The organism is Capilliphycus salinus ALCB114379 (genome assembly GCF_047276495.1).
GTDB lineage: Bacteria > Cyanobacteriota > Cyanobacteriia > Cyanobacteriales > Microcoleaceae > Capilliphycus > Capilliphycus salinus.
The window spans coordinates 1,493,281-1,509,553 of the sequence record NZ_CP178543.1; the positions used below are offsets into that span (position 1 = coordinate 1,493,281).

The 16,273-nt window shown below is 44.8% G+C and carries 20 protein-coding genes; 11 read left to right on the forward strand and 9 right to left on the reverse strand.

What is annotated here, in order from left to right:
• The first annotated feature begins 61 nt into the window (after nt 1-61).
• The gene (locus ACL6C3_RS06140; protein ID WP_413166227.1) at nt 62-280 is read left to right on the forward strand and encodes a hypothetical protein; all 219 of its coding nucleotides are present in this window, start codon (nt 62-64) and stop codon (nt 278-280) included.
• A 210-nt stretch (nt 281-490) separates the two neighbouring features.
• Here the strand turns inward: ACL6C3_RS06140 and ACL6C3_RS06145 are convergent, their stop codons facing one another.
• Nucleotides 491-724 carry a hypothetical protein gene (locus tag ACL6C3_RS06145; protein ID WP_413166228.1) on the reverse strand — a complete coding sequence of 78 codons (234 nt, stop codon included), beginning with the start codon at nt 722-724 and terminating at the stop codon, nt 491-493.
• A 206-nt stretch (nt 725-930) separates the two neighbouring features.
• Here ACL6C3_RS06145 and ACL6C3_RS06150 point away from each other — a divergent pair, with 206 nt between their 5' ends.
• Nucleotides 931-2,160 carry a hydrogenase gene (locus ACL6C3_RS06150; RefSeq protein ID WP_413166229.1) on the forward strand — a complete coding sequence of 410 codons (1,230 nt, stop codon included), beginning with the start codon at nt 931-933 and terminating at the stop codon, nt 2,158-2,160.
• 34 nt (nt 2,161-2,194) lie between these two features.
• Here the strand turns inward: ACL6C3_RS06150 and ACL6C3_RS06155 are convergent, their stop codons facing one another.
• The 3 genes from ACL6C3_RS06155 to psbN form a co-directional block, all read right to left on the reverse strand.
• Complete coding sequence (locus ACL6C3_RS06155; RefSeq protein ID WP_413166230.1) at nt 2,195-3,106, reverse strand: MBL fold metallo-hydrolase; 912 nt, start codon at nt 3,104-3,106, stop codon at nt 2,195-2,197.
• 4 nt (nt 3,107-3,110) lie between these two features.
• Nucleotides 3,111-4,211 (reverse strand): chorismate synthase, encoded by a 1,101-nt coding sequence (aroC, locus tag ACL6C3_RS06160; RefSeq protein ID WP_413168269.1) that lies wholly within the window; start codon nt 4,209-4,211, stop codon nt 3,111-3,113.
• 254 nt (nt 4,212-4,465) lie between these two features.
• A complete protein-coding gene (gene psbN, locus ACL6C3_RS06165; protein ID WP_413166231.1) occupies nt 4,466-4,597 on the reverse strand; it encodes a photosystem II reaction center protein PsbN in 132 nt (43 codons plus the stop codon).
• An 84-nt stretch (nt 4,598-4,681) separates the two neighbouring features.
• Here psbN and psbH point away from each other — a divergent pair, with 84 nt between their 5' ends.
• Together psbH and ACL6C3_RS06175 are read left to right on the forward strand one after the other, a co-directional pair.
• Nucleotides 4,682-4,885 (forward strand): photosystem II reaction center phosphoprotein PsbH, encoded by a 204-nt coding sequence (psbH, locus tag ACL6C3_RS06170; protein ID WP_413166232.1) that lies wholly within the window; start codon nt 4,682-4,684, stop codon nt 4,883-4,885.
• A gap of 173 nt (nt 4,886-5,058) precedes the next feature.
• Nucleotides 5,059-5,316, forward strand: coding sequence for a TatA/E family twin arginine-targeting protein translocase (locus ACL6C3_RS06175; RefSeq protein WP_413166233.1), 258 nt, complete (start codon nt 5,059-5,061; stop codon nt 5,314-5,316).
• Here ACL6C3_RS06175 and ACL6C3_RS06180 read toward each other — a convergent pair.
• A complete protein-coding gene (locus ACL6C3_RS06180) occupies nt 5,313-5,471 on the reverse strand; it encodes a hypothetical protein (protein ID WP_413166234.1) in 159 nt (52 codons plus the stop codon). The genes ACL6C3_RS06175 and ACL6C3_RS06180 overlap by 4 nt on opposite strands.
• On the opposite strand from ACL6C3_RS06180, the gene pth reads away from it, so the two are divergent.
• The 5 genes from pth to ACL6C3_RS06205 all read left to right on the forward strand — a co-directional run bounded on the left by pth (nt 5,470) and on the right by ACL6C3_RS06205 (nt 10,365).
• Nucleotides 5,470-6,102 carry an aminoacyl-tRNA hydrolase gene (gene pth / locus ACL6C3_RS06185; protein ID WP_413166236.1) on the forward strand — a complete coding sequence of 211 codons (633 nt, stop codon included), beginning with the start codon at nt 5,470-5,472 and terminating at the stop codon, nt 6,100-6,102. The genes ACL6C3_RS06180 and pth overlap by 2 nt on opposite strands.
• A gap of 6 nt (nt 6,103-6,108) precedes the next feature.
• On the forward strand, nt 6,109-6,375 hold the full coding sequence (locus tag ACL6C3_RS06190) for a DUF3146 family protein (RefSeq protein WP_413166237.1): 267 nt from the start codon (nt 6,109-6,111) through the stop codon (nt 6,373-6,375).
• 171 nt (nt 6,376-6,546) lie between these two features.
• Complete coding sequence (locus ACL6C3_RS06195; protein ID WP_413166238.1) at nt 6,547-7,035, forward strand: type II toxin-antitoxin system VapC family toxin; 489 nt, start codon at nt 6,547-6,549, stop codon at nt 7,033-7,035.
• Nucleotides 7,022-7,204 (forward strand): hypothetical protein, encoded by a 183-nt coding sequence (locus ACL6C3_RS06200; RefSeq protein WP_413166240.1) that lies wholly within the window; start codon nt 7,022-7,024, stop codon nt 7,202-7,204. The genes ACL6C3_RS06195 and ACL6C3_RS06200 overlap by 14 nt, the downstream gene beginning before the upstream one ends.
• A gap of 263 nt (nt 7,205-7,467) precedes the next feature.
• Nucleotides 7,468-10,365, forward strand: coding sequence for a tetratricopeptide repeat protein (locus ACL6C3_RS06205; protein WP_413166242.1), 2,898 nt, complete (start codon nt 7,468-7,470; stop codon nt 10,363-10,365).
• Here the strand turns inward: ACL6C3_RS06205 and ACL6C3_RS06210 are convergent.
• The 3 genes from ACL6C3_RS06210 to ntcA form a co-directional block, all read right to left on the reverse strand.
• Nucleotides 10,362-10,772: a pre-16S rRNA-processing nuclease YqgF gene (locus ACL6C3_RS06210; protein ID WP_413168271.1), complete on the reverse strand. Its 411-nt coding sequence runs from the start codon at nt 10,770-10,772 to the stop codon at nt 10,362-10,364. The two genes, ACL6C3_RS06205 and ACL6C3_RS06210, sit on opposite strands and share 4 nt — an antisense overlap.
• 50 nt (nt 10,773-10,822) lie before the next feature.
• Nucleotides 10,823-12,472, reverse strand: a complete 1,650-nt coding sequence (locus tag ACL6C3_RS06215) for a DUF3084 domain-containing protein (protein ID WP_413166244.1) — start codon at nt 12,470-12,472, stop codon at nt 10,823-10,825.
• Nucleotides 12,473-12,573: 101 nt separating this feature from the next.
• On the reverse strand, nt 12,574-13,212 hold the full coding sequence (gene ntcA, locus ACL6C3_RS06220) for a global nitrogen regulator NtcA (protein WP_009782650.1): 639 nt from the start codon (nt 13,210-13,212) through the stop codon (nt 12,574-12,576).
• Between the two features lie 545 nt (nt 13,213-13,757).
• Between ntcA and fabI the strand changes: the two genes are divergently transcribed.
• Complete coding sequence (fabI, locus tag ACL6C3_RS06225; protein ID WP_413166246.1) at nt 13,758-14,534, forward strand: enoyl-ACP reductase FabI; 777 nt, start codon at nt 13,758-13,760, stop codon at nt 14,532-14,534.
• A gap of 171 nt (nt 14,535-14,705) precedes the next feature.
• Nucleotides 14,706-15,356, forward strand: coding sequence for an imidazoleglycerol-phosphate dehydratase HisB (gene hisB, locus ACL6C3_RS06230; RefSeq protein ID WP_413166248.1), 651 nt, complete (start codon nt 14,706-14,708; stop codon nt 15,354-15,356).
• A gap of 56 nt (nt 15,357-15,412) precedes the next feature.
• On the opposite strand, the gene ACL6C3_RS06235 is transcribed toward hisB, so the two are convergent.
• A complete protein-coding gene (locus tag ACL6C3_RS06235; protein ID WP_413166250.1) occupies nt 15,413-16,084 on the reverse strand; it encodes a hypothetical protein in 672 nt (223 codons plus the stop codon).
• Between the last annotated feature and the right edge of the window lie 189 nt (nt 16,085-16,273).

The window sequence follows — 16,273 nt, forward strand, 5'->3', positions numbered from 1 at the left end:
AACTGAAAAGACAGTCACAGCTTTGGCGTGGCTGTCTTTTCCATAGCCGTTTTTAGTTTCTATGAATAGCGAAAATTTAGCCAAATATATCGAAGCAACTGGCGGAATTTCTAAGCCTTGGTTACTGATTCAACTGCGATTGCAAAAACTGACAGAACGCCGTTCGCAGCTTGATAGTGAAGCGTATCTGCAAGAGTTGGCGGACATTCAAAAAGACTTGATGAATTTAGGCGAGTGGTGGATTGGTCTTGAAGAGGAAGTTTTTGGAACCGATCAATAATGGATCAGTTTGATTGAATGGAATAAATTATCTATATCTATCTATAAGATTAGTCTGGACATCCAATAGATTCACGCGCTTCTGGAGGATAGGAATTTCCGAACCCGAGCCGTTCGTCAACCGATGATTAAAAGTTGAGTGTTCCAAGCAGGGTGGAATTTCCAAGTCAATTCTCATCTCAAAAGTCAGCAGATAGTCGGCAGTCGGCAGTCATCTGGCAGAACAAGATAACGCACAGCCGGACTCACGCTGCTTTTGCAGTAATTCCCGGGATTCTTGCCGAATCTGTCCGGCCATCGCCGCAAGCTGCAAATTGACAAAAGCATTCATTTCGTCAACCCCATAGTGAGTGGTTTGCAACAACTGTCGCAGTCGGTCTTCGGCTTCGATACTCAAGTAGCCTGTAGCTAAAGCGTGGTTAACAACTTCATGAATGCAAGTCATAGGATTCTCCTCATGCACAATCACTTTTTTCGTTTCAGTCTCCGAATCTTTCACTCTAGAACCCTAGAAGATGAAAACATCGGTGTCTATGATGTCATTAGGATCGACTTTGGGAATTTATGCAGTTTTCGCTGCTGATTTGTTCGGTAAAATTTTGTGATTGCGATCACAAACTCAAACGGGAAAGCCATTGACAGTAAATACCTATGGAATCTACAGATCAAACTTTACTCCAACAACTCTCGTCTCTATCCAAACGCTACGCCAGCTTGGGTTCACGTCTATCTCAAGCGGCCCAACACCTAAGCCAAGCGGGTATTCCCTTACCCGAAACCTTATTGGAGGAATTGGTCAAATACAATCGAGACTTTAACCACCTCCAACAACAGGCGCGCGCAGAAGACGAATCGATCTCGGACGCCGAGATGTCCCTGTCGGACTTAGAGAAGCGACTACAGCAGAAAATACAACCGGGTGACTCTCAAAATCAGCGCTCTTTTGCTTTAAGCTTGCTTGAGCGAGTTTTGAGTCTCGTTCATAAGGATCAGTCGGCTTTTGAACCCCTAGAACGGGTTAAACAAAGTGCCACTCAACTGCAAACTCAAATCAGCAATAACACTCCCGAGTTGTCCCCAGAAGTCAAAGCCCTAATCTCGGGAGAGCATCCTCTGTCTGCTTTACTGACTTTAATTGAAACTCCAGAGGATATAGACGATCAACACTGGGTCATTCTCGAAGAAAAAGTTTCTGCCCGTTTTGGAAAACCTCTGGCTGTGGCCATTTCTCGCGGAAAAATTGTTCGATCAACCAATTCCCCTGAGTTGACCTCCGCTTCGGCTCCTGCGGCCAATCCCGATCTTGTGATTTTGGGCGAACCGACATCTCGGGCGCCTCAAGATGTGATTATTGTTCCGAGCGTTGAAGTTCCCAAAACTCCTCCCACCATCGACGGTACTCATATTGTGTTTGGGAATGCGCCGCTTGCGGGAAAATCTAGCCCGTCAACCGCGAGTGGACTCGCCTCTGTGGGCTTGAAGGTCAGAGTTTCCATTCACAGACTCGGCGATCGCGAATTTGCGGCTCAAGAGTACGCCGGAACACGAGGTCAAGGTCTGCCTTTAGAAGCCTTTCAAATTGCGATCGCGCCTCCGGTTCCCGGTTTAAGTTTGCGCTACATGGCGCACATCTCGAACCTCGGAGATAGTCCGGCGACTCCCGAAGGACAACGGGTCGGTCAACCGGGTAACGGTCAACAAATTGAAGGATTTGCCATCGAACTCACCGGACCGCAAGCCTCGAACTATAAGATTCTCTACACGGCCCACGTGCAGAATATAGGTGACGTTCCCGTTTGTAGCAATGGGCAATATTGCGGAACTCGAGGTAAGGGACTGCGTGTTGAAGGGATTCAAGTTTGGATACAACCCAAAGCTTGATCGGTGGATTCAACACCAGATTTTAGGTGATCGGTTAAACTCCAATGGGCAGAATTAGGCCTTCTCGTGCCATAATCGCCTTCGGAAAAACCGCCTGTACCTCTTGTTCAATCTGATCGAGAAAGTCATCGCTGTGGGTGGGATCGTGGTGAAAAATCACGACTCGCTTCACCCCAGCCGCCTGTGCCATTTTGACCCCTTCTTGCCAGGTTGAATGCCCCCAACCGATTTTCGGAGATTTAGGGCTGTGATATTCTTCATCAGTGTACATAGCATCGTAGATGAGAACATCTGCATTTTGAGAGAGGTTCAAGACGTTTTCATCCAAGCCATCGGGTAAATGTTCGGTATCGGAACAATACACCACGCTTCTACCGTTCCAGGTGATGCGATATCCCATAGCGGTATTCGGATGATTCAGTTGTCCGGTTTCAATTTTAATGTCATCGAGCATCATTGAATCGCCGGCTTTCAGTTCATAAAATCTCAAATCCGCCTGTAGTCCTTTGAGAGGGACCGGAGAATTGGGGTGTAAAATTCGTTCGATAAAATGCTGTTTCATCGACTCCCCCTCTGGAGGAATCGCACCATAGATATGAAAGCAGTTACCCCGAACAAAAGCCGGGGTAAACAAAGGGAACCCTTGGATATGATCCCAGTGGTAGTGGGTAAAAAACATATAGGCTTCTACGGGCATTTCTGCCATCATCGCATCGCCTAACATTCGCAAGCCCGTACCGCCATCAAAGATTAGCCGTTTACCCGCCACCCGCATTTCCAAACAGGAGGTATTTCCCCCATAGCGAATCGTGCTTTTTCCCGGCGTGGGAATACTCCCTCGGACTCCCCAAAACTGAACGACAAAATCATCGGGGTTAAAAGAGGAGGGCGAGGGGTTTGGGCTATCGAGAGAAGTTTCCATAGCAAGCGTGGTCGCGGTTTCCATATCGTTAATCTTCAGGCTTTAATGTTCCACATTGGCCCTGATGACGCAACAAATGATCGCACATTACAAGCGCAACCATTGCCTCTACCATCGGGACGGCTCGGGGCAGGACGCAGGGATCGTGTCTTCCCTTGGCTGCCAAGATTGTTTCTTCTCCCTCACGGGTAACGGTTCGCTGTTCTTTGCGAATGGTCGCCGTTGGCTTAAAAGCAACCCGTAAGATGATATTTTCTCCGTTTGAGATGCCCCCTTGAATGCCACCGGAACGATTGCTCGCGGTGCGGATCGTTCCCTGTTCGTCTGTATAATATTCGTCGTTATGTTCGCTTCCGGTCAAAAGGGTTCCTGCAAAACCAGAACCAATTTCAAATCCTTTACTTGCAGGTAAAGACATTACCCCTTTGGCTAGATCTGCTTCTAGTTTATCAAATACTGGTGAACCCAATCCTTTCGGAACATTTCGAGCCACACATTCGACTACACCTCCGATAGAATCTCCCCGATCGCGGATTTGTTCAATCAGTTCGATCATTTTTTGGGCGCATTCGCTATCGGGACAGCGAACCATGTTGCTCTCGACTTGTTCTAGGTTAACCGTATCGGGATCGACAATTCCTTCTAAATCTTTAATCCGTTTGACGTAACCGACAATTTCCACGCCCATGACTTGCTTTAAAATCTTTTTGGCGATCGCGCCGGCTGCGACTCGTCCAATGGTTTCTCGGGCCGAAGATCGTCCTCCCCCTTGCCAGTTGCGAAGTCCATATTTGGCATCGTAGGTGGCATCAGCGTGAGAGGGGCGATAGGTGGTTGCCATTTCACTATAATCTTGAGGGCGAGTGTCTTTATTTCGCACTAAGATCGTGATCGGCGTTCCCAGGGTTTGCCCCTCAAAGGTGCCGCTGAGGATCTCGCAGGTGTCGGTTTCCTTTCGCGGTGTGGTAATCTTACTCTGTCCGGGGCGACGCCGATCCAATTCCACTTGAATTTCTGAGGCATCGATCTTTAATTTTGGCGGACATCCATCAATCACCACACCAACTCCACCTCCGTGAGATTCACCAAAGGTGGTGATCCGAAATAAATGCCCAAAACTATTCCCCATGATTAATAGATGCTCGTCGAGATTACTGTTTCCCGCATCGATTCTAGCAAATCTTGGTTTTTTGATCCCAACTTCAACCCCTATCCCCGAATGAAATCTATCTTGGGGTTGGTTTGTGTTGCTTGGTCGATCGCATTGAACGGCGATCGCGATCTCAAAGCGATAGTGATAAATTGGAGTTGATCGCGGTTGCAAGCGTTATACCTGCCCCTGACCCCAACTCCATCTCACACTCCTAGACGGTTCACCTTGTTCTAATCTTCGTGATCTTCAAAGGGATCGCTTAATTCCTTAGAAGGAGGTCCGAAAGCGGTATAGATAGCGTATGCGGTGATCACAACCACCACCGCCGCGATCGAAATGTTAAGAGCTATTGCAGGTTCCATAGGATTATTCTCATCTGACACTCATCCTTATATAATATTACGAAACATTAAAATTTGTTTTTGATATCGATCAGCAGGTAACTTATGGCACAACGCACTTGGTTGGGTGACGTCTTACGTCCCTTAAACTCCGAATACGGTAAAGTAGCCCCCGGTTGGGGTACAACACCTCTGATGGCTGTTTTCATCGGCCTGTTCTTTGTATTTCTGCTAATCATTTTACAGATTTACAACTCCTCACTATTACTTGAGAACGTTGATGTAGACTGGGCGAGCCTGACTCGTTAAGCCAGTGTTGGGCGTAGGAACGGAGGGTCGGGCGGCTCAATGGCTGTAATCATGCCCAATTAGCCCGGATTTCAGGGTTAACAGTGTTAATGCTGAGATTCCCTAACCTATGCCTAACTTAATCAAAATAGCGGTAAAAATCATCCTATAGAAAATCATTAGGAGAGCAAATTATGAATATTTTTGGGATTGGTTTGCCAGAAATGGCGGTGATACTTGTTTTGGCTTTATTAATTTTCGGCCCGAAAAAGTTACCCGAAATTGGTCGGAGTATGGGAAAGGCAATTCGCGGATTTCAAGAGGCTTCAAAAGAATTTGAAAATGAATTTAAACGGGAAGCCAAACAGTTAGAAGAAGCAACAAAAACCACCAAACCTCAACCCGAAAAATCGATGGCTGCGGCTACAACTGACGAAGTAATTGATGCTTAATCTCCATCAATATTGAGAACAATGTTGAGAACAAATATCGTTGAAAAATAGGGGAGAAAAATCAAAGTTTCTCCCTGTTTTAATGTGTCGTCATCAAAACCGATAAAAATTGCCACAGAAGTTTTTACTGATAACAAATACTGATAATAAACCATGACGGAGGCAACTTCATCTCAACCCTTAATCATTCCTCAACTGATTGTTGGTTTGGGAAATCCCGAACCAAAATATGATCGAACCCGACATAATATTGGTTTTGAAGCGATTGATATTTTAGCGAAAACCTGGCTAATTCCCCTCTCAGAAAACCGCAAATTTCAAGGACAATTTGGAGAAGGAACTTGGAGAGGAAGCGATAAAATCAGACTCCTCAAACCCCTCACCTACATGAACCGTTCCGGACAGTCCATTCAAGCGGTTGTGAATTGGTACAAACTCCCGCCAGAATCGGTATTAGTCGTTTATGATGATATGGATTTACCAGTAGGACGGTTGCGGTTGCGACTGTCGGGTTCTGCGGGGGGTCATAACGGGATGAAATCAACTATTTCCCATCTGGGAACCCAGAACTTTCCCCGCTTGCGAATAGGGATTGGTAAACCCAAAGACCCCGCAGCCAGCCAAACCGGAGAAACCATCTCTCACGTTTTGGGAAAATTTTCCCCGTCGGAAACTCAGACGATGGAAAAAGTGCTTAAACTGGTAGTAGAGGCGGTGGAATTAAGTCTTAAGCAGGGCGTAGAAAAATCCATGAGCCTCTACAATAGTCGCAGTATTGACCAATAAATATCAGTGAGTTCTAAAGGTTTACCAGAAACGACAGCCTACCTTCGGGTAACAAACCATTCCTGGCAACAAGGCATATTAGAAGGAGAAGTAACTGCGGGAGGATTTGAGTGGCGATTTCAATGGCGATTTAGACGCAATAAAACCCTAATTATTCAACCCTCTCAAGGTCGTGCGTTAATTCACGAACCCTTAGGTCGTTTTCTGGAAAAATCCGATTATAAACTCGAACCGGGGGGCGATTATTCGTTTACGATTCGAGCAAAATTTTAGGGATAAAATTCGAGAATGTACGACAATATTTGTAAGTATTTTGTAGGAGGGGTGACATCGTTATGGATTACTCTCCTAGCAACTCGTAAGGTGTACACAGTATTGGTAGCTGATCACCACAATAATGCTTATAATGACAATTGAGGTATAAAAACAAGTAATTCGCCATTTATGACCGAAACTGTCTACATCGACACTAGCATTGTTGGTTATCTAACGGTTAGGCTTAGTAACAATTTAATTCTGATGGCGAACTCCGAAATAACACGGGAATGGTGGGAGACTCGGCGACCTGAATTCACCCTTTATATTTCTCAAATCGTTTTGGATGAGGTGGCACGAGGCGACGCAGAAACCGCAAGCAAACGACTTGAAATTTTGCGCGATTTTTCATTACTTGAAGTGAATCAAGCTGTTCAGGATTTAGCCGTTGAGTTTCTGGCTAGAAGCAACCTTCCACCTAAAGCCGCTAATGATGCGCTGCATATTGCGATCGCTACAGTTTATGGTTTAGATTATCTATTAACGTGGAATTGTAAGCATATTGCTAATGCTCAGATTCAGAAAAAACTCTCGCAAATTAGCGTTGATGCTGGATATGAGCTACCAATACTTTGTACACCTTATGAGTTAATGGGAGAGACTGATGTGGAAGGATAGTGTTCTTGAGGAGATTCATAAAATTAGAGAAGAATATGCTCAATCTTTCAATTATGATTTACAGGCAATTTGTGATGATTTGCGAAAGAAGCAAGCTGAAAGTGGAAGGAAAATAATATCCAAGCCACTTAAACCCCGCAGCCAAAAATCTGAGAAAGTTCAACAATAATAGAACTTATAGAAGAACTTAAAACATCAGTTTTCTTCCCTCCTTTCAGGGGGGACTGAGGGGGGTCAAACTGAGAAAAACCTCTCCCCCAACCCCTCTCCTACGAGGCGAGGGGAGTTCAATTTTCCTCCCTCCTTTCAGGGGAAACTGAGGGGGGTTAACTTTCCTCCCTCCTTTCAGGGGGGACTGAGGGGGGTCAAAACTGCATAACTCAACACCCCTCAGACATAAGAGATAATGAACTTGATATCAGCATCTACCCGATGAAGCGAACTTCCCTCAAATCTTTCCTCTGGCTAACCGTTTTCGTTGGATGTTCTGGACTGTTAACGGGAACACCTCAACCCGTTAGCGGACAGACAAACTCTTCTATTCCACCTTGGATTTATTTACCTTCACAGCCGATTCAACAGTCGGATGAACTCGAAGAAGCCAAACAACTCCACCAACAAGTTATTCAACTGTATGAACAAGGCAAATATAACGAAGCCATACCCCTAGCAGAAAGGGTTCTAGAAATACGAGAGACTATTTTAGGAGAAAATCATCTTGATGTTGCTAGTAGTATGGCTTGGTTGGCATTCCTCTACTCCTCTCAAGGACGCTACAGCGAAGCCGAACCCCTGTACAAACAAGCTTTGGAGATGTTACAGAAGTTATTGGGAACTGAACATCCCCATGTCGCCACCAGCCTCAACAACTTAGCAGGACTCTACCGTTCTCAAGGACGCTACAGCGAAGCCGAACCCCTGTACAAACAAGCTTTGGAGATGTTACAGAAGTTATTGGGAACTGAACATCCCCATGTCGCCACCAGCCTCAACAACTTAGCAGGACTCTACAGTTCTCAAGGACGCTACAGCGAAGCCGAACCCCTGTACAAACAAGCTTTGGAGATGGATCAGAAGTTATTGGGAACTGAACATCCCCATGTCGCCACCAGCCTCAACAACTTAGCAGGACTCTACAGTTCTCAAGGACGCTACAGCGAAGCCGAACCCCTGTACAAACAAGCTTTGGAGATGTATCAGAAGTTATGGGGAACAGAACATCCCCATGTCGCCACCAGCCTCAATAACTTAGCAGAACTCTACAGTTCTCAAGGACGCTACAGCGAAGCCGAACCCCTGTACAAACAAGCTTTGGAGATGTTACAGAAGTTATTGGGAACTGAACATCCCCATGTCGCCACCAGCCTCAACAACTTAGCAGAACTCTACAGTTCTCAAGGACGCTACAGCGAAGCCGAACCCCTGTACAAACAAGCTTTGGAGATGGATCAGAAGTTATTGGGAACTGAACATCCCCATGTCGCCACCAGCCTCAACAACTTAGCATTACTCTACTTCTCTCAAGGCGATACAACTGGGGCGATTAACTTTCTCAGTCGAGGACTAAACGTAGAAGAACAAAACCTGAATGTTCTCTTGGCGACAGGTTCGGAACGTCAGAAACAAGACTCGATGAAAACAGTTTATAACACAACGAATTTTGCTGTTTCTCTACATATTAAAGATGCACCGAACAACTCAGAAGCGACTCGTTTGGCGTTAACAACTATTCTCCGTCGCAAAGGTCGGATTTTGGATGTAATGACCAATGATTTACAACTGTTGCGAGAAAATATTACCCCTGAAAATCAACAATTTCTCGATGAATTAGCCGCAGTTAGAACTCAACTGGCGACTCTCATTTACAATCAGCCTGAAAATATCCCCGAAGAACAATACCGTCAACAAGTTGCAAATTTAAGAGAAAAATCCGAACAACTCGAAGCCGAACTTTCTCGCCGCAGCGCCGAATTTAGAACGATTTCAGAACCCGTTACTGTGGAAGCGGTACAACAGTTGATTCCCGAAGATGCGGCGTTAGTTGAATTTGTATTTTATAAGCCTTATGATGCTAAAGCAAGACAATGGGGAAACCCTCATTATGCGGCTTATATCCTTAAATCTTCCGGCGAACCGCAATGGGTTGATTTGGGGGAAGCTGAACCCATTCACAAAGCGGCTTTCTTTCGCTTCAATTTAGCCCTGAAAGATAAAAAAGATGCTTTTATCGGAAATTCGGATAAAGTTAAACAAACCGGACGAAAACTAGATGAACTGTTAATGCAACCCATTCGGGAAAAGTTGGGGAACGTTAATCATATTATTATTTCACCCGATGCCCAGTTAAATTTGATTCCGTTTGCGGCGTTGGTTGATGAAAATAATCGCTATTTGTTAGAAACTTATCAAATTACTTATCTCACAACCGGACGGGATTTAATTCGTTTACAACTTGAATATTCTCACAAACAAGCGCCTGTGATTGTCGCCAACCCGGACTATGATAAACCCGGTGAACCGACAACGGTTGCTGTTTCAAAAAACTCTGAAAGCCCCCTAAATCCCCCAATAATGGGGGACTTGGAAAATTCCCCCCAAACTTGGGGGGACAGAGGGGGGCTATCCCAAACTCGCGGAATTAATCAGCTTTCGAGAGGAGTTGAAATGAGTTTTGGGGCGTTACCGGGAACCGCAGAAGAAGCAAGGGTAATTGCACCTTTGTTGTCTGAGGTGACGTTATTTACCCAATCTCAAGCCACAGAAAATGCGGTTAAACAGTTGCAAGCACCGAATATTTTACATATCGCAACTCACGGCTTTTTTCTCCCCAATCTTCCCCGAGTTGAACCCGATAATTCTTTTGGTTTTATCTCGGAAAACACTCAACAAAATACCCCTATTCAAGAAAATCCTTTGCTGCGTTCCGGTTTGGCGTTGGCGGGTTTTAATCCTCGTGAAAGTGGTTTGGATGATGGGGTGTTAACGGCGTTGGAAGTGGCAAATTTAAAGCTTAGAGGGACTAAATTAGTGGTGTTATCGGCTTGTGAAACGGGGTTGGGAGAAATAGAAAATGGTGAAGGCGTTTATGGTTTACGTCGGGCGTTTACGCTGGCGGGTGCGGAAAGTCAATTAATGAGTTTGTGGAAGGTAAATGATGAAGGAACGAAGGATTTAATGATAAAATATTATCAACGCTTGTTGCAAAATCAAGGGCGTTCGGATGCGTGGCGTCAAACCCAGTTAGAGATGTTAAATTCTCAAGAATATCAACATCCCTATTTTTGGGCGGCGTTTGTTCCTGTTGGAGATTGGACGCCGATGGAATTTTAATCGGTTTTTTGGGATTTTTGTGATAAATAACGTTCTATCAAAATAATCGCTACAATATCATCAATGGGGCGAGGAGGGGTTCGCATTCCTTTAGGAATTAAACGGGTTAAGCCTTGGGGCGGATACATTTCCCAATAGCGGTCGCGTGCTTCTAAGCTGCTATAACGTTCGTCTATTTGAATAATTTCTATGGTTGTCGGTAACGCTTCTAGAAGTTTTTGTTTCCAACTTTTTGAGGTGGTTTGATTTCCCATCACGCATAAATTAATGGGATATTTTTGAGACAACGATTTTAACGTTTCTATGGCTTCTATCGAGGGGATAACTTGATGATATTGCAGTTGGTTATTCTTCTCCATAACTGCAATTCCGCATTTATCTTTACCCGGATCGAAACCGAGAATCATGTCCATAATTTGCGTCCTGTTTTGCTTTTTCCACCTTGAGAAACGAACTGTTAATCATCGGTTAGAGAATGGGTGCGATCGATAATAAAAGGTGAATCTTCTGTCTCAATATCTTCTGGTTTTATCTCCTCGGTTTGCCATTGTTGAGTTTCCGTTTCTTCTGGATTTAGAATTTCTTGATCTTGGGGGCGGGTACTGAGAACAATTTCCCCATTTTTACGGGCGAGTAAATCTATTTTTAACGGCCCTATTGTGTAAGTATCTTCGGAGGCGACGGCTTGTAATTCAAGTTGTTGATCGTGTTCTTGTAACTTTTCAAAAAATTCTACCAAGGTTTCGACACGAGCATCCCCAATTTGAATTAATCCATCTACGTCTAATATTCCCACAAAACGGGCGCGAAATCTAGACGCATCTAACAACTGTTCGAGTTGTTGTTCAAGCTGGTCGTTACTGAGGGTTGAGGGTTTGATTGAAGTTCCGGCGATCACTTCTCCTGAGGTAAAAAGTAAGCGGTTGGGTTCGGCTTTTGTAAACACAGCCACGCGACTTTCGCCGGCTAAATAATTGGCTGCGGAGATAATCTGTACCACATAATCTCGACCATCATCAATCTCTGTAATCAATTCTTCGATTTCGGCTTTGGTAATCAGAATTACCTGATCTTTCTCGACAGTAGAATTTCCCATTTGTACAGAATTCATCGCATTCCGGTTGGCTTCTTGCAGAAGACTGTAAACCACATCTGTAGATTGTTTGGGGTCTTTTACCCGAATTAATCCGCTCGCCAAAACCGCACCCCGTTTCAACACAACACTCCCTTCTCGCAACAGTTGAAAATCTCGTTCAACCAATTGAAACTGCTCTTGAAGATAGGCTTTTTGTTCTTCGAGTTTGGCTTGTTGTTGTTCGAGATCTTTGAGAAGTTTTTCCCGTTCGGCGATTACTTGTTCCCGTTCGGCGATCACTTCATCCCGTGTCGCAATCACTTCATCCCGTTCGGCAATCACTTGATCTTGCTCGGCAATTTCGCGATCGCGCTCTTGTATTTGCGCTTTCACTTGTTCTCGCTGTTCGATTAGTTTTTCCCGTTCAGCTTGCAATTGTTCGATTTCTGACTGAAGGGATTGTTTTTGATCGAAGACTTCCTGAAGTTGATTTTCTGTGCGGTTCAGTTCGGATTCGGTTTGGTTTTTGGCATCGTTAATTTGACTCAATTGACTTTGCAATTCATTGAGTCGGCTTTGGGTTTTTTCCAGTTGACTTTGAGTTTGTTTGAGTTTGGTTTCTGTTTCCGTTGCTTGAGTGTTTGTTTGTGCTAATGAAGAATTAATTTGATTGAGTTGAGCCAAAGCTGCATTGAGAGCATTTTTAGCCTGCTCTAACTCATCTTCTACCCTTTCTTTTTCGTCCTCTGTGCGGGTTAGATCTTTGCGAGATTGATTGAGTCGTTCTTGAATTTCATCAATTCTAAAAACTCCCCGACGCAGAGGTTTACTAGCTGCAAATAAAATGCCGAGTGTCAAACCCGACAGTACGGTACCTGTGACCATCGTGACAACAACAGCAGTCGTGCGAGGGCGAAGCTTAAACAGACTCAGCCGAGCTTTGCCCACTTTTGTGCCTAAGCGATCGCTGACTGTTGCGATCACACCCCCCAATACTAATATTGCGATTACGAGGATCAATCCGGCAGTCATTTTAGTGATCAGTGATCAGTTGTCAGTGTTTTGTTTGGTTTGAAAGTTGTTTGATTCCCATTAACTCCTTATTTTGATGCACTGTTGGTTCAGTTTGTCATTTAGGTAAATTGTTGGCTGAGGGTGACAGGATTGTGAACGGTGATCTTTTTCTTGTGAATCGAGATCATGTTCTTTTGTCTGAGATCCCCCAGTAAACGAGTCACGGTCACTCGGGTCGAACCGATGGCCTCCGCGATCGCCTGATGAGATAACTTCAGATCGATTCTAATCCCCTCTTGGCCCGGTACGCCAAAATCTCTACACAAAATTAACAAAAAACTGACCAATCTCGATCCCATATCTCGGTGAGCGAGAGTTTCAATCATCATCTCCGTTTGTAAAATCCGAGACGATAGCCCTCGCAACATCACCATTGAGAGTTCCGGGTTACTTTTAAGAGCTTTTTCGACTTGTTCGATCGGAACTGAGAGTAGTTCTACGGGGGTAAAAGCGACGGCATGATAAAACCGATCTGATTTATGACCCGTAATCAAGGAGAGGACACCAAAGACGCTGTTTTCTCGCAATAAGGCGACGGTTATCTCCTCTCCAGCTTCATAGACTCTGGACAGTTTGACCGCTCCTTTTATGAGAACGTAAACGCGCTCTGCCGGATCTCCTGGGAAAAAGATGGTTTTCCCCCGTTCAAAGGTTTCTACAACGGGAGGATATGCCCCGCCTCCGATCTGGCGGAACATTGCTGCTAACGGTCTATCATACGTCACGTCCCGATCCCTTGCGCTAACCAATGCCCTACTTTACTTTACGACTTACTTTTTAGTGTGAGAGAGTTTGATCTCTAAGTCAACTCGGATCATCGTTTATCTGTAATAGCATAAGCTTAACAGAGAACCCGAGATTACGAGCAACTCCAATCAAAACATACAATTTGAGATTGAGCTTTCTCGGATGATTACTCAGTATACAGTTGGTGAAAGCGTTCCCTACCGCCTCATACACTAGCATATTCACGCCATAACCGCCTGAAATCGTAAACATCTGCTGGCGCGCGATCGCACAGAAGCCATCAACCCCTGTTCATCCTTGCTGCTGAAATAAACCCTGGCTTTGATGGATTGAGAAACAAGAGGAGATATTGAATCTGACTCTGTTCTTGGTTCTAGATTAACGAGAGTTGTTCAGCTTGACAAGCCTCTCGTGTGACTCGACCAATTCATCCTATGATAAAGAATCGGAATGTCAGCCCAGACCAACACACCGATAGCTTCTAGAATAAACGATTATGTTAAATTTGGACGGAAAAAACGCGCTAGTCACCGGGATCGCTAACAATCGGTCGATTGCTTGGGGAATCGCCCAACAACTTCATGCAGCCGGAGCGAACTTAGGAGTCACCTATCTTCCCGATGATAAAGGCCGATTTGAAAAGAAAGTCGGAGAACTCGTAGAACCCCTCAACCCCAGTCTGTTCTTACCCTGCAACGTTCAAGATGATAGCCAAGTTGAAACGGTTTTTCAAACCATCAAAGATCAGTGGGGAAAACTTGACATTCTGATTCATTGTTTGGCCTTTGCTGACAAAGACGATTTATCGGGAGATTTTAGCAACGTTTCCCGCGAAGGATTTACTCGGGCTTTAGATATTAGCGCCTATTCTTTGGTACAACTGGCGTCCGGGGCTAAACCCCTAATGACCGAAGGCGGAAGTATTGTTACCCTGACTTACCTCGGCGGTGTCCGGGTGATCCCCAACTACAATGTCATGGGAATTGCCAAAGCCGCTTTAGAAATGAATGTGCGCTATTTAGCCGGAGAAATGGGACCGTTAGGCGTTCGGGTCAACGGCATTTCCGCAGGCCCAATTCGCACGTTGGCGTCTTCGGCAGTCGGGGGAATTTTAGATATGATTCATCATGTCGAAGAAGTTGCACCCCTGCGTCGCACGGTAACTCAACAGGAAGTCGGAAATACCGCAGCTTTCCTCTGTAGCGATCTGGCCAGCGGAATTACCGGTCAAATTTTATATGTTGATTCCGGCTACTGCATCATGGGAATGTAACTTTACAGTGATCAGTGAACAGTTATTGGGAGTCAGGAGTCACCGAGTCAGGAGTCACCGAGACAGGAGTTCAGAAGTTACTGATAACTGAGAACTCTAAAAACTGGTGACTGGTGACTGGTGACTGGTGACTGTAAATTGCCTATTGCTAGATTGCCTTTTGAGAATATCATGCAAACTCACTTAACAGACAAGCAAAACGCTACAACCCCTTCTTCCGATGTGATCCCAACGACTCGCAAAGTAACGGTTAAACGGACAACCAAGGAAACCGATGTCACGGTAACAGTTAACCTTGATGGGACCGGTATCTGTCAAGCAAATACGGGGATTCCTTTCCTCGATCATATGTTGCACCAGATCGCCTCTCACGGCTTAATTGATTTGGATATACAAGCCGTTGGAGATGTGGAAATTGACGATCATCACACCAATGAGGATGTTGGTATTACCCTCGGACAAGCCCTCGCCAAAGCTTTGGGCGATCGCAAAGGTATTAACCGCTTTGGTCATTTTGTCGCCCCCCTCGATGAAGCTTTAATTCAGGTGGCGTTAGATTTTTCGGGGCGCCCTCATTTGAGTTATGGTTTGGAAATTCCCACTCAACGAGTTGGTACCTATGACACTCAACTGGTGCGAGAATTTTTTGTCGCTTTGGCGAATAATAGTTTGATGACTTTGCATATTCGTCAGCTTGACGGAATTAATTCCCATCATATTATTGAAGCGACGTTTAAAGCTTTGGCGCGATCGCTACGCATGGCGGTTGAAATTGACGAACGACGTGCGGGTACAATTCCAAGTTCTAAAGGGGTTCTTTAATTTTGTTGATTTTGTTAAATTTCTGAGGATTAAGGCGGGTTAAATGCTAACCTGCCTTAAATTTTTCCGGAGTTAGAACAGGGTGAACCTTCTACTGTGTTCCATTGGAACCAGCAGGGATTTAAAACTAGAAAACCTGTGATCCCAACTAACAACAACATCATTAATACCGAAACATCAATCGGAGATTGAGTGAGATTAATTTCTACGGGAAGTTCTTGAGAAAATAAGGTCTTGTCGGGGCTGTTAGGAGCGTATTCTATCCCGTGAATTCCTTTATTTTTGGCTTCACCTTCTGGGGTATTTAATCCTCGGTTCCAAACTTGTAAAGCGTTAGATTTCAGGTCTTGGCGTCCTCGGGCGAAGAAGTTTAAGCCATTAATTCCGTACAATTTCCCTTGGTTTTGACTGATTGCTTTTTCTCCCCAAGTAAAAACTTCTAGGTCTTCTTTTGTCCAGGAATAGTTACCCCAACGGGCTTCAAATGCTTCTAACTCGGATAATTCAATGATTCCATTTGCGTTTTGATCGCTTCCTTCAAAGACTCCTGAGAGTTGATGTTCTCCGACTTGTTGTTGAAATTCAAAGCGGTTAGTTTGCGGCGCTATTTTATTAATCAATCCCAAGCTGACAGCAACACCTGCGGCGATCGCAAATTTTTGAGCGAGACTGCATTTAAAAGAATTTTGGCGGGGGTAAACTTTTGAGTATTGTTTGTGCATAACCATAGGATATTTTCCTTGATGTGTCTGTTCAACTCATCTATACTTATATCTGCTCATTCACGACTTATGCAGTTATTCGCGATCGCTTCTCCTGTCGGTTTGATCCTTGAGTAGATCGGCTTATTCGCTCTTGAGATTATTTTTGGGATTTGTAAAAAACTCGGCGCCCTCGCCTATCATTCGGTTGAACGT

Coding starts and splice junctions, on each gene's coding strand:
- ACL6C3_RS06180 (WP_413166234.1), bottom strand. CDS start 5,471: ATGGTTTATTATCAGTATTTGTTATCAGTAAAAACTTCTGTGGCAATT.
- ACL6C3_RS06175 (WP_413166233.1), top strand. CDS start 5,059: ATGAATATTTTTGGGATTGGTTTGCCAGAAATGGCGGTGATACTTGTT.
- ACL6C3_RS06210 (WP_413168271.1), bottom strand. CDS start 10,772: ATGATTCTCGGTTTCGATCCGGGTAAAGATAAATGCGGAATTGCAGTT.
- ACL6C3_RS06200 (WP_413166240.1), top strand. CDS start 7,022: ATGTGGAAGGATAGTGTTCTTGAGGAGATTCATAAAATTAGAGAAGAA.
- ACL6C3_RS06235 (WP_413166250.1), bottom strand. CDS start 16,084: ATGGTTATGCACAAACAATACTCAAAAGTTTACCCCCGCCAAAATTCT.
- ACL6C3_RS06145 (WP_413166228.1), bottom strand. CDS start 724: ATGACTTGCATTCATGAAGTTGTTAACCACGCTTTAGCTACAGGCTAC.
- aroC (WP_413168269.1), bottom strand. CDS start 4,211: ATGGGGAATAGTTTTGGGCATTTATTTCGGATCACCACCTTTGGTGAA.
- psbH (WP_413166232.1), top strand. CDS start 4,682: ATGGCACAACGCACTTGGTTGGGTGACGTCTTACGTCCCTTAAACTCC.
- ACL6C3_RS06155 (WP_413166230.1), bottom strand. CDS start 3,106: ATGGAAACCGCGACCACGCTTGCTATGGAAACTTCTCTCGATAGCCCA.
- ACL6C3_RS06140 (WP_413166227.1), top strand. CDS start 62: ATGAATAGCGAAAATTTAGCCAAATATATCGAAGCAACTGGCGGAATT.
- pth (WP_413166236.1), top strand. CDS start 5,470: ATGACGGAGGCAACTTCATCTCAACCCTTAATCATTCCTCAACTGATT.
- ACL6C3_RS06150 (WP_413166229.1), top strand. CDS start 931: ATGGAATCTACAGATCAAACTTTACTCCAACAACTCTCGTCTCTATCC.
- psbN (WP_413166231.1), bottom strand. CDS start 4,597: ATGGAACCTGCAATAGCTCTTAACATTTCGATCGCGGCGGTGGTGGTT.
- hisB (WP_413166248.1), top strand. CDS start 14,706: ATGCAAACTCACTTAACAGACAAGCAAAACGCTACAACCCCTTCTTCC.
- ntcA (WP_009782650.1), bottom strand. CDS start 13,212: ATGTTCCGCCAGATCGGAGGCGGGGCATATCCTCCCGTTGTAGAAACC.
- ACL6C3_RS06205 (WP_413166242.1), top strand. CDS start 7,468: ATGAAGCGAACTTCCCTCAAATCTTTCCTCTGGCTAACCGTTTTCGTT.
- ACL6C3_RS06215 (WP_413166244.1), bottom strand. CDS start 12,472: ATGACTGCCGGATTGATCCTCGTAATCGCAATATTAGTATTGGGGGGT.
- fabI (WP_413166246.1), top strand. CDS start 13,758: ATGTTAAATTTGGACGGAAAAAACGCGCTAGTCACCGGGATCGCTAAC.
- ACL6C3_RS06195 (WP_413166238.1), top strand. CDS start 6,547: ATGACCGAAACTGTCTACATCGACACTAGCATTGTTGGTTATCTAACG.